The organism is Aquimarina spongiae (assembly GCF_900141785.1).
GTDB classification, from domain to species: Bacteria; Bacteroidota; Bacteroidia; order Flavobacteriales; family Flavobacteriaceae; genus Aquimarina; species Aquimarina spongiae.
Genome location: NZ_FQYP01000002.1, coordinates 232,133 through 244,616, shown reverse-complemented (window position 1 = coordinate 244,616; position 12,484 = coordinate 232,133). Strand labels below are relative to the sequence as shown.

The 12,484-nt window shown below is 34.7% G+C and carries 11 protein-coding genes; 5 read left to right on the top strand and 6 right to left on the bottom strand.

Annotated features, from left to right (window positions below):
- Positions 1-30: 30 nt before the first annotated feature.
- The 5 genes from BUE24_RS05760 to BUE24_RS05740 all read right to left on the bottom strand — a co-directional run bounded on the left by BUE24_RS05760 (position 31) and on the right by BUE24_RS05740 (position 6,622).
- Positions 31-654 (bottom strand): hypothetical protein, encoded by a 624-nt coding sequence (locus tag BUE24_RS05760; protein ID WP_073314860.1) that lies wholly within the window; start codon positions 652-654, stop codon positions 31-33.
- 97 nt (positions 655-751) lie between these two features.
- Positions 752-1,174, bottom strand: a complete 423-nt coding sequence (locus BUE24_RS05755) for a DUF2141 domain-containing protein (protein WP_084549417.1) — start codon at positions 1,172-1,174, stop codon at positions 752-754.
- Positions 1,175-1,192: 18 nt separating this feature from the next.
- Positions 1,193-3,346, bottom strand: coding sequence for a TonB-dependent receptor (locus tag BUE24_RS05750; RefSeq protein ID WP_073314858.1), 2,154 nt, complete (start codon positions 3,344-3,346; stop codon positions 1,193-1,195).
- A 175-nt stretch (positions 3,347-3,521) separates the two neighbouring features.
- Complete coding sequence (locus BUE24_RS05745) at positions 3,522-4,820, bottom strand: NAD(P)/FAD-dependent oxidoreductase (protein WP_073314856.1); 1,299 nt, start codon at positions 4,818-4,820, stop codon at positions 3,522-3,524.
- 1,070 nt (positions 4,821-5,890) lie between these two features.
- Positions 5,891-6,622, bottom strand: coding sequence for a LytR/AlgR family response regulator transcription factor (locus BUE24_RS05740; protein WP_073314854.1), 732 nt, complete (start codon positions 6,620-6,622; stop codon positions 5,891-5,893).
- 309 nt (positions 6,623-6,931) lie between these two features.
- Between BUE24_RS05740 and BUE24_RS05735 the strand changes: the two genes are divergently transcribed.
- Positions 6,932-7,426, top strand: a complete 495-nt coding sequence (locus BUE24_RS05735) for an RNA polymerase sigma factor (protein WP_073314852.1) — start codon at positions 6,932-6,934, stop codon at positions 7,424-7,426.
- Positions 7,427-7,432: 6 nt separating this feature from the next.
- Positions 7,433-8,062, top strand: coding sequence for a hypothetical protein (locus tag BUE24_RS05730; RefSeq protein ID WP_073314850.1), 630 nt, complete (start codon positions 7,433-7,435; stop codon positions 8,060-8,062).
- A 1-nt stretch (position 8,063) separates the two neighbouring features.
- Here the strand turns inward: BUE24_RS05730 and BUE24_RS05725 are convergent, their stop codons facing one another.
- Positions 8,064-9,248, bottom strand: coding sequence for an LETM1-related biofilm-associated protein (locus tag BUE24_RS05725; RefSeq protein WP_073314848.1), 1,185 nt, complete (start codon positions 9,246-9,248; stop codon positions 8,064-8,066).
- A gap of 164 nt (positions 9,249-9,412) precedes the next feature.
- Between BUE24_RS05725 and BUE24_RS24365 the strand changes: the two genes are divergently transcribed.
- The 3 genes from BUE24_RS24365 to BUE24_RS05710 all read left to right on the top strand — a co-directional run bounded on the left by BUE24_RS24365 (position 9,413) and on the right by BUE24_RS05710 (position 12,194).
- Complete coding sequence (locus BUE24_RS24365) at positions 9,413-10,114, top strand: DUF4331 family protein (protein WP_342039416.1); 702 nt, start codon at positions 9,413-9,415, stop codon at positions 10,112-10,114.
- Positions 10,115-10,137: 23 nt separating this feature from the next.
- Complete coding sequence (locus tag BUE24_RS24360) at positions 10,138-10,752, top strand: DUF4331 family protein (RefSeq protein WP_073314846.1); 615 nt, start codon at positions 10,138-10,140, stop codon at positions 10,750-10,752.
- Between the two features lie 152 nt (positions 10,753-10,904).
- Positions 10,905-12,194: a tetratricopeptide repeat protein gene (locus tag BUE24_RS05710; RefSeq protein ID WP_073314844.1), complete on the top strand. Its 1,290-nt coding sequence runs from the start codon at positions 10,905-10,907 to the stop codon at positions 12,192-12,194.
- Positions 12,195-12,484: the final 290 nt, after the last annotated feature.

The following is a 12,484-nucleotide window of genomic DNA, read 5'->3' as shown; positions in this document are numbered from 1 at the left end:
TACTCTGGTTTTTTAGAATCCATTGTCTTACTACTTACAATTTTCCTGAATTCTAGTTATTTGGTCCTTACCCCATTTAGGATAAAAAGGTGTTTCGTTTTTAGACTCCTTTTCAAAGTACAAGATAGCTTTTTCTACCTCAGGACAAAAGTCCTTTGGGTCTTTACCCCAGAATTTAGCACCTCCCATTTTCCACTCTGCATGATATAATGTTGCTCTTGGATTTTCGGGATCTATTCCTTTGGCACTCCTATATAACTCTTCTACTTTTCCTGATAAGGTAGGTCCGTATACCGATGGATTTGATACCACATAAGCAGTGTTTAACATCGCTTCCATCACCAGAATTTCGGCATTTTCTTTTGAGAAAATTTTGGCTTCATTCAAAAAGTCCTGAGCTTTTTTTAATCGAGTTTGAACCTCAGTTTCGTCTTTGATATTAAAACAAGTAATGATATGTACTTGAGCAGCGTAGTAAAATGGTAACCAGTTTTCTTTTTCTGCTCTAGCAATGCGTTCGAACATATTGATAGATTCGTCTTGTTTTCCGTTTTTCCAAAGGTCAAAAGCTTTGGTCATTCCTTTTTCGTAAGCACCTTGTGCATTGATATTCGCCGAGGCTATAAAAGCAAGTATTATTAAAATAATTCTCATGGTGGTGTTTTTTTATAATTACAATGTAAAGATCCGTAGCCAGTGTGTTTTTTAGAACTATTTCTGACCGAGTTGTTATTTTTTGATGATGAAATGTTTATAGTTTAATAGTTTGTACCACTTTTTGATCAGATACGGTGAATTTGGCATCTGCCCACTTTGGAGGTCCAAACTGACCTTTGGCATTATTACTGGTGCCATAAGGTTCAGTAGGCATTTTTAGGAAAGTGTTTAGCTTTTCATTGTCATCTTTATCATGATATAAGGAAATGGCATATTCTCCAGGTTCAATGTTCTCAAATGTTACCGTAACTCCCTTGGAGTTTGCTTTTATATCCAAAGATTTAAATGCTTCTCCCAAGAAATTTTCCTGCTTTTGATACAGCCCAATACGCAAGGTTCCTTTATCGGATTTGATATTCTTAATATTGACTTCAATCGAAGTTGCGGTGCTTTGAGAAAACCCGGAAGCAGATCCCAGGATAAAAATCGTTGCTAGTGCAAGAATAAAAGTTTTCATGATTGCTGAATTTTTGGTTTATAAATTGTCTAATTGATTGTCATTTTTATTATCACTGATGGTCCAAAAGAATCCTACAACAAAGAATCGATCAGCAGTAGGACGAATTCCTCTTCTGGCAAAATTTCCATTAACATCTGGCGTATTCGAATATTGATAGTTGAATACATTATTAAACCCAAGCGCATTGGATACTGAGAAATACAATATCTTTTGCTGGCTTAGCAAATATGCCCAACTGAAATTGAGAGAGTTGAATGTTCTGGTTTTCTGATTCTGAAAAGCACCTTGGTTAGGATCATTGTAAGGTCTTCCTGAATTGAAGTTGTAGGTCATACTCAACAGAGATTTCCAATTTGTAATCCAGTATTTGGTCACCAAAGAAAGATTGTGTTCTGCTGCAAAATTCGGAGTGGCTCTGTTTGGATAATTTCTATAGTTTCTCTCGGTATTCAGATAAGAATAACTTACCCAATATTCTAGGTTTTTTATGGATTTGTTATCTCTCCAGAATAGATCTACTCCTGCGGCATAGCCATCTCCTTCATTGCTATACAAACTATCGAACTGGGGGAGGTCACTATCAAATTTTACCAGATCTTCATAAGACTTGTAATATCCTTCTAACCGAAGTGTTCTTCTATCGTGTTGATAGAGGTAATTGATAATGTAGTGTGAGGATTTTTCGGGATCTAGGGTATTATTGAATTTTAGTACATTTTGCTGTGGAGCTTGATAAAAATCTCCATAAGCCAGAGATATCTGTGATTTTGAAGAGGTCTTGTACGCAAACGAAGCTCTTGGAGATACCCTGGTGTAGTCCAGTAATGAATTATGTACTCCTCTTACTCCAACTTGTAGGGCCAGTTTTTTACTGAAAAATATGTTAGCTTCGGTGAAAGCCGCGGTGCTATTGTTATCAAATTCGGTATTAAAAGTATCAACTTCAGGAACCTCTACTTTTTCTGTAAATTGATTGATGAATTGCTCCGCTCCAAAATTCAGTTTGAAACGATTACTGAATCTCTTTCTTAGCTTCACTTTAAAATGAAAACTATTGATATCATCTCTAATATCCGTATCGTCAATTCCAATATCATTGAAATCGTTGGCAAAACTGGCTCCTGTGTTAATTTTCCAGTCATTGCCCAAAGAAGCAGCATAAGACGAGTTGAAGTACAGATTTCTATTTTTTAAAGCAAAGTTGACTCCTTCTGGAACGTTAATGTCTTCTTGTATTAAATCAAAATTTGCATAGCTTAATCCTCCATAAAGTTTTAAGAGTCCGTTCCCTAATTTATGACGATATACCGCTTCTCCAGATAAAGACTCATAAGGTTTGATCCATTCTACACGTTGGGATATAATTTCCTGATATGGTTTCAGGTTTACATAAAATCCATTTACGCTTAAAGAGCTGTTTTCCCATTTTTTGGTATGTCCGCCTCCTAATCCAACATTGATAAACTGAAGGTCTGTCTTGTTCTGATCGGGCTCGTCAATGGTATTGAGTTGAAGGATTCCGGATAGCGCATCTCCGTATTCTGCAGAATAGGCTCCGGTAGAAAAATTGGTTCCTTTGAATAAGAAAGAAGAAAAACGGCCACGAGTAGGGATATTATTGGTAGTAGCCGCAAAGGGTTGAAACACTCGTAATCCATCAATATATACGTTGGTTTCGTCTGCGTTTCCTCCTCGAACGAAAAGTCTTCCGTCTTCAGCGTTATTAGAGGTTCCAGGTAATGTTTGCAGAGCTCCTATAAAATCACCATCTGCTCCGGCCGTGGTGACGATATCCAATGGAGTAAGTACTGAAGCTTTACTATTGTCACCTGCAGAAAACGTTCCTGCGTTTAGAATTACACTATCCAGAGAGTTAACATCTTCTTTTAAGGTGATGGTTAGGTTGCTTAAGGTGTTGATGTCTTGGGTAAGGTAATAAGTCTCAAAAGATAAGAACGATACTACCAGAGTTTGAACGTCTGTTTCTGTTGTGGTAAAAGTAAAAGCACCATTTTCATCTGTAGAAGAACCATCGTAGGTTCCATCCAGATAAATGTTTGCACCCTGTATAGGGATTCCAGAAGGATCTTTTACAGTTCCGTTGATGGTGGTTTGTGCCTGAGTAAGATAAGAGGTTAAAATAAATGCTACGGTTAGTAATTGTTTCATGCTTAAGAATCATTTTGATTGATGAGACAAAAGTGATTCTTCTTAAAAGCATTCAAAACAAACTCTTACCGAACTGTTAAAAATCCATGATCAATTGAATAATTAGTACACAGAAGCATTACCCAAGGTATTTTATTTTAGGTTACAAGCTTTGTGAAGTAGAAGATAGATATGGTTAAACAGCTTCCTCTATGGGATTTTCCTTATTCTTAAAAGGCCTTACAATAAGCCGGGCGGCTTTATCGTAATTAATATAGTTATAGGACCAGTTGAAGAAAGTAACAAAACGATTTCTAAAACCAACCAAGAACCAAAGGTGGATAAACATCCATATAAACCAGGCGAAAAATCCTCCAAATTTAAAATTGCCAATATCAACCACTGCTTTATTTCGACCTATAGTTGCCATCGAACCTTTGTCGAAATATTTGAAAGGGGTCATAGGTTTACCCTTTAAGAGCTTTTTAAAATTTTTGGCAAGGTGGGTTCCTTGTTGTATAGCAGGTTGTGCTACCATAGGGTGTCCTTTAGGGTAGTTCTTGGTTTCCATTACAGAAATATCACCAATAGCAAATACATTTTCATAGCCTTCTACTTGATTAAAGGAGTTTACCTTATAACGATTAGCTCTGGGAATAAGAGTTTCTGCTTTTAATCCTTTTACGGGTGCACCGGTAACTCCTGCTGACCATATGAATGTAGCTGTTTTGATAGTCAGGTCTGTATTGGTGGTCACCAGATTGTTTTCGTAATTGGTAACCTGAGTGTTTACATGAATATGCACTCCCAATTTTTCCAGAAATTGGGTAGCTTTCTTTGAAGCATTTTGACTCATAGGTGGCAATACTCTAGGTGCCCCTTCTATCAAATGAATTTGCATTTCATCAAAATTCATATCCGGATAATCTCTGGGGAGTACATTGAGCTTTAATTCTGCAATACCTCCAGCAAGTTCAACACCTGTTGGTCCTGCTCCAGCTAATACAAAGTTTAACAATTCCTTCCTTTTTTCAGGATCCGAAGTAATTACAGCCTGCTCAAGATTCTCCAACATCAAACTGCGAAGGTTCAAAGCCTGCGGGAGATTTTTCATCCGCATGGCGTTGTCCTGGATAGTTTTGTTTCCAAAGAAATTGGTCTTGGCACCAGTAGCAATTACTAAGTAGTCATATGATATTTCACCAATATTGGTGTATACTTTTTGAATGTTGGGATCAATAGATGTTACTTCTGTCATTCTGAAAAATGTATTCTTACCTCTTTTTACAATTTTTCTTAGAGGGTAAGCAATAGAATCAGGTTCCAGGGAAGAGGTAGATACTTGATAGAGTAAAGGTTGAAATGTATGATAATTCTGTCGATCTAATAAAACAAGTTGAACGTCTTCTTTGATCATTTTTCTGGCTAGAGCAACACCTGCAAACCCACCACCAATAATTACCAATCTAGGTACGTTAGAGAAAGGTATGTTCATATTTTACTATTTAGTATAATTTTTTAGCATCAAAATTCCAACAGTGATCTTATTTCTCCGGTTGTATTCATGCAATAATGGAATACTACAAAGATAATTGGAATTAGCTAGTTGAAGAAGGGATTTAGTACTTAAAAACAGAATACATACAGATAATACGCTTAACGGATCTTAATGTGTTTTAATAAACAATTTTGTATTTAAATTTTCTAAGGATTTATGGTTTTGCAGTAATTATAGTGACCCTTTTCTCTTGAAAATGTGGTTTTTAACTTGTTTTTTGGTGATTTTTTATGGTTTTTACGTAAGTAAATTGTGTTTTTAGGTTTGTTTTTGGTAAATTAGAGCGACGAAAAAAGTACAAATAATAACCAATTAATCCATAAAAGGGGCATTTTAACCCGGAATAATAAATTAATTTTTTATAAACAGTGATTAATTCCCAAATTGCATATGTAAAAGTATTAATATTTGTAAATCGCTTATAATCAATTATTAGTAAGGAACTTTTACAACGTACAACACTTCGTCATAATATAAAAACATACCCAAATTGAATTGTTTAACCTAATTGTTATGTTATGATCAGAAAATACACTTTACCACCACCGGACACATTACCACATTCTTAGCACATCGCCAATAGAAGTTACTCTCAATTTTTCTACACGTGAATTTATCACTGGTGAAATTTGATATCATAGTTTTTCCAATTCATGGAGAAATTGAGACCGAATTGCAACGTATTCTATAGTATTCTTTAGATACGAAGACCTTTATTTTAATCTTAAAAATACAGTCATGAAAAAATTCGCAATTAATTCACTGGATATTTATATGTCTTTATTGGTAGTAGCATCTATAGTAATAGTTTGCTCTGTAACGCTTTAAGTTTTTGTTTTTTGTATACGGGAAATTAAACAGAAAAGTAAGAATCAATAAACGAACAGAAAAGTAAGGAATAATACACTTTGATTAGATTGGATTTCCATTGTTAATACAGTATTATTAATAATGTATTGATGACACTACTGTCATACAAAGAGACACTTTAGTAAGGAGTGTCTCTTTTATTTTAAAATTAGATTCAAAAACTCTGTTCGTTTGGATTTCGAAATAGATAAGATATCTCCATTGCTCATTTCTACCTGCAAAAGTTTGGTTTTAATCACTTTTTGGATATAGTTCAAATTAATGAGGTAAGATTGATGAATTCTATAAAATTCTGGGTTGTTAATAAGCTGCTGCTCAAAGTTTTTTAGCGTTTTGGAAACTAAGATATTCCCTTTATCGGGTAAAAAGATTTTGCAATAGTTAATGTCTGCTTTTATATACAAAATTTCATTAACTGGAATCATAAGAATTTGTCTTTCCTGAGGAATGGCAATTCTTCTTTTTGGAGCGGTAAGTTTTAACTCTTTGATGATTTGTTTTATTTCTAGTTCCTTTGATTTGAAAGTGTAATAACTATCCACAAAAAAATGTAGTTCCTCGAAGTTGATAGGCTTTTTTAGATACCTGATATCGTTTTGCTTTAATAAATCTACGGTATCAGGGTTTTCGGAAACTATAGGAAATATGTATGATTTGGATTTGATAATTTTCCGGATGATTTCCAAATTATTCTGATCTTCAGGGAAATCATATAAGACTAAATCATGAGAGTATTTTTGAATGTTTTTGTCATATACTTCGAATATGTCCACAGAGTCGCATGAGAAAACATATGCAAAGTTTTCTATTAGGTATTTTTTTATGGTGTTTAACACACTTGTATCATTTCCAACCAAAGCAACAGTCATACGTGTTTAAATTATTTAATTTTTTAAACATGATGCATTTTTGAAAAACAAGACAATGTTATAGGGGTAAAAGGTTAAAAAAGGGTAATTACTTTCATCGATAACAAGGGGCGACGATAATTAGTCTTTAACCTGTTTGGATGATTAAATATAGCAAAAGAAATATAAAATTGGTATGGGTTTTGCTTCTTTTTATGAAGAAAGTTTTATTGATATCCATTTTCTGTATTGCTTAAAAAAGTAATAATTTGTTAGCAAAAGTTGTAACAGATTAGTTTTGCCGACTACATATAAGGTGTAACTGACTAAATGGATAAAGAATTAGAACATAGTTTTGTAACCAATCTTGAACAAAATCAAAATATTGTTCACAAGGTTTGTAGGATCTACACCAGTGATTCTGAGTCACATAATGATTTGTTTCAAGAGATTACAATTCAACTTTGGAAGGCTTACCCCAAATTTCGCGGGGATGCAAAATTTAGCACCTGGATGTATAGGGTAGCCTTGAATACGGCAATAACGTTGTATAGGAAATCCAAGAGAAGTATAAAAACTACGGATCTGGATGCGATGAATTTCAGAATTAAAGCTGAAGATTATGATGATGAGGTAGAGCAACAATTAAAATTAATGTACGCTGCGGTAAAGCAGCTTAACGATATAGAAAAAGCCCTGGTTTTTTTATATCTGGAAGATAAATCTTATAAAGAAATCGCTGATACCTTGGGTATTAGTGAGGTAAATGCCAGAGTAAAAATGAATCGGGTAAAGACAAAATTGAAAAAAATATTAAATCCCTAATCCCGTATGGATGAATTAGAGTTATTAAAAAAAGATTGGAAGAAGCAGGATACTGCAATGCCAAGACTATCATATAATGAGATCTACAAGATGATTTTGAAAAAATCGTCCTCGATGGTAAAGTGGATTTTCATTATAAGTCTATTGGAGTTCTCGCTATGGGTACTATTGGATATTTTCCTTAGGGTAAATGGGTATACAGAACAAGAGCAAGTAGACGAACTGTTAAGTGGAGGCTTTATTGTAGGACTTTCATTAGTATATTATGCAGTGATCGTGTTTTTTGTGGTTCGGTTTTATTTAAATTATAAGAAAATTCAAACTACAGATTCTGCCAAGGTTTTGATGGAAAACATTTTCAGAACCAGAAAAACAGTTAAATATTACGTTTGGTTTAATATCGGTTTCTTTGCATTAACCTTTATGTCTTTTACCATATATCTGGCAGCCTTTACAGATCATTACCAAAAACAAGCAGATCTGGGGCAAGCGTCTACAACAATTATTATAGTAAGCTCTATTATTCTTGGTCTTATCTTTATCGGGTTTATTGCGTTATTCTATAGAGTTATTTATGGTATTATTACCCGAAGACTAAAAAGAAATTATAACGAGTTAGAAAAATTAGAAGTATAACTTATTTATTTTCGTTGAACGCAGAAGGTAGCAGCTGAGGTATAAATTTTATGAGTAGGGGAAGCAAAAGACTTCCTCCTGGTAAGATAAATATAGCAAGAGAAGGAATGGTCTTGCAAATATCTATAAGTTGTTGTTTTACCTGTTGTTTTTCTTCTTTAGAGAGTTCTCTCATAGCAGACTGACCTAATAAAATCATTAGTTCTTTACTTTCAGTAATTTCCTTGATCAACCTTTTCTTATTTCTCAATACCAAAATACTTACGGTTCTTGAGGTTTGCTGATAGAAATGTAACGCAGGGTTCGAATAATTGAAATAAGTAATCTGCTCTTTATGAGCATTGATGAATTCATGAACCATATCTATGGATTCTTTTACCTCGGCATTTGATAATTTGAGTTCTGCTCCCAGTGCCGACATAAAGGTTTGTTCTCCTTGATCCAATTCCTTATCATTCCAAATAGCCATACTGGATAGATCTAATATGTATTTTTTTTCAATGTCATCTGTATAAGGATCCAACTCAATATAATCGAAACTTGCATCTTCTTCAGTAGAAATATTGGTGTATCTCACCGACGAAGCAAACAACTTTATTAATAATTTATCGTGTTCATTTTGTTCATCTTTAGAGTTTAATGCTAGAAAAACTGTATTGGTTAAGGTTTCTTCTAGTTTGGCAGCGTACTCAAAAGGGTTTTTATTATGAATCAAGAAATAATCAAAAGCCAAAACATCAATAAACAAGAGCGCATTGGTGAGCAAGTGACTAAAGTTTTTTCTGAAGATCGATTCATTCGTTTGTATTCTGGCATGAATGATCTTTTCTAGCTTTTCCGTTTTATTGGTGGGGAGTACGTTAGAAAAAGAGAAAAACGATTTTTTGGTGTCTAGAAAGCCATAAAATTGAACTAATGCATTAATACAATCTTTAGGATTAGCATTCTGTATAGTGTCGTAATACACCACAACCAAAGCAGTTAATAAATTGATTTTTGTTTTTTCTTCTTCAGAATAGGTAATGTCTGAACTACTATCTATTAAAGAATGGATGGAAGTCCCGTAAATAAAACCGGCACTTCTCAATCCCGCATATAATTGTTCAAATGACCACTGAAGCCTTTCAGAGTCATCATCCAAATCTCTAAGATATTTATCAATCCATCCAGAAGTAGAAGGGTTCATTAATCTACCAGTTTATTACAAATTTAGGTTTATTTTTTTTCTAAACAGTAACGTTGGTGCTATGATGTTTACGATAATCATTAACAAACATTTAACGATATCAAGAAAACCGACCCTAATAATGGCTCGTAAGTATAGGCGTAAACTTTTTAAAAACTAAAAAAATGAACTCTATTAAAAAAACAAACGTGCTTTTGTTTAGTAGCTTACTAATTCTGGTTGCAGTAATACTTATTGCGGCAGATCACATTGATGCGCCAGGTATTCGATTAGCAGACGGAGGTGATGCCAGAGCAGACATTGCCGATTTTTATGCTTACGAAGGAGCAAATCCAGACAATACAGTTTTTGCTACTACTGTACAAGGATTGCAGATGCCTGGAGCAGATGCTTCTTTTGATGAAGATATCCTGATCGAAATCAATATTGATAACGATGGTGATATGGTCGAAGACATGGTAATCCAAGCCATTCCAAGAAATGGAACGATGTATTTCTTTGGTCCTTATGCTCCATCAAATACAGGGTTAAACAGTGTAATCGACGAAACCACATCTCTGCGCGGAGAAGTAGTAATTAGTACGGGGGCAACGGCTAATACGGCTACAGCTAATGGAATTTCTTATTTCGCTGGGCTTAGAGAAGATCCTTTTTTCTTCGATTTTGATCGTTTTTCACAAGTTATTCGCGGTCAAGTAGTTCCAGAAGGTTTCAATAGAAACGGAACTGATACATTCGATGGTACCAATGTGCTGGCCGTAGTAATCGAAGTTCCTAATTCTTTATTAGGAGGAACATTTAGCCACCCCGCAGGAACAAATGTTGAAGTATTTAATGCATGGGTAGAAACCAAAAGAAAACAATAATCTAATTTTTAAAAACTATAATCATGAAAATTTTAAAATATAGCACCCTACTTTTGATCACTTTATTGTTTGCAACAAGCTGTAACAATGATGACGATGGAAATCCAAATATTCCTGATCCAGGACCTGATTTTACAGGAACTTTTGCTCAGGTAGATCAAATGGGGAGACCGGCAATAAACAGTGCATTACTGAGATTTGATGATGGAGCAAACAAAGATGCCTTTAATGTTACTATTCCTTCAGAAAGAGTGCCCATTTTTCAACCGTTATTTTTAGAAGAAGCAGTTCGTCTTTATGGTGCATACGGAGCACAATATGAAAATAATATTCTTGGTCAAGACGCTGTACAACTTACCACATTTTTGGCGGCAGATGTACTACAGGTAGCACCAGATGCTCCAACTACTTATTTTGACGGTACAAATCTATTAACGGGTAGAAGACTTACAGATGATGTCATTGATATTTCATTGATATTGATTTTTGGAGGACAAAACGGAGATCGTTTTAATGGGCAGGATCTTGATGGAGATGGAAATGCAGATCTTCCGATTTTGGTTAGTGATGGAGTGGATGCATCCGGAGAAACTCCTTTGGCTTCATTTCCTTATCTAGAACCGCCACACGCTTCATAAAAAACTAAATTTTTGACCACCGCTACTACATATAATGTTGCAATCAAATAAATCTACCATATGTCATAGGAGTTGCAGCATTATGAATACCATGACGTAATGTTCCATACGTAGCGGTGGTTTAAAAAACTAAACATTCAAATCTTAAACAGATGAAAACAATTCAAATCTTATATATTTTTATAGCTGTAATCCTTTTCCTCTCTTGTAAAGAAGACACTGAAAGAATAAGTAATACAAGCGATTATGATAGCTATTTACAAATAGATCATCAGGATAAGATCCTGAAAGCAGAGCACGAATTAGCATTCTGGAATGCAAGAATAAAAGAAGATAGTACCCAAATTACATCCATGGGTCCCGTGGCTCAAGCATATACCGATTTGTTTCAGGCCACAGGTGAGATTTCATACCTAAAAAAAGCCGAACAAATATTACAAAAATCTGCAGATATAGCCGCTTTCAAAAGAGAGAATTATTGGTTAGCTCTTGCACAAAATTATATTACTCAGCATCGTTTTATAGATGCAAAGGCAGCTGCAAAAATCGCAAGAGCAATTAATGATAACAAGGCTGCTACAATGGTGTTGTTTGATGTGTCGATGGAGTTAGGAGAATACAATAATGCTTCAAAACATTTAGAAAAGATCGCAGATCATAATGATTTCAACTTCTTAATTCGATTGGCAAAGTGGAGTGATTTCAAAGGTAATCTCGATTTGACCATAAAGTATATGGAGAAAGCCACAAAACTTGTAGAACAAAAGAACAACAAAGCACTCATGTTATGGTCTTACACCAATTTGGGCGATTATTATGGGCATGCAGGTAGGATCAAAGATTCGTATCAACATTATTTGAAAGCGCTGGAGATCGATCCTTCATATACTTATGCCAAAAAGGGTATCGCTTGGATAGCTTATTCTTACGAAAAGAAACCGCAGGAAGCTCTAAGGATAATGGACAACGTGATTGCAAACAGTAAGAGCCCGGACTATTACTTGTTCAAAGCAGAAATCAGTGAGTATTTGGCAGATCAAACGCAAAAGGAAGACAATATAAAGGACTACAAGGAAGGAGTAGACAATCCCAACTATGGGGTAATGTATAATGTTCATAATGCGATATTGCTTGCCGAAGAATATAAACAGTACGATAAAGCTATGGCATTGGCAGAAATTGAGATTAACAATCGACCTACACCTCAATCATATGACTTGAAAGCATACATCTTGTATCTAAAAGGAGAATACCAGCAAGCTTTGAATCTGGTGAATGCACACGTAGTGGACAAAACCTTTGAGCCAGTTGCCAATCTGCACATTGCTCAGATTTATAAGGTGAATGGGCTTTTGGATAAAATGGAAGTGATCAAGGAGGAATTGATAGAGAGCGATTATGAGTTAGGTCCGATTACTGCTGTAAAAGTCCAGAACTTATGATTGATTTTTGCAACCAGTAATGATATATCATTTACGCCAGAGAATACATACATTCTTGTGGGAGTATAACTTATATACAATTTTTGATTTTTGTTTTTTGATGTTTAGATGATGGCTTGTCTACTTGGGGGAGTAGGCAAGCTTTTTTGTATTATTAATCTTACTATTTGGGTATTCTGACATATGAGTTGTGAAGATCATCGAATTTATCATTGTTTATGTCGGTTTTGCCTGATTATCACATCTTTTGAATACTATTTTTTATTAGTTTTGACCCCACAAAAGGGGAA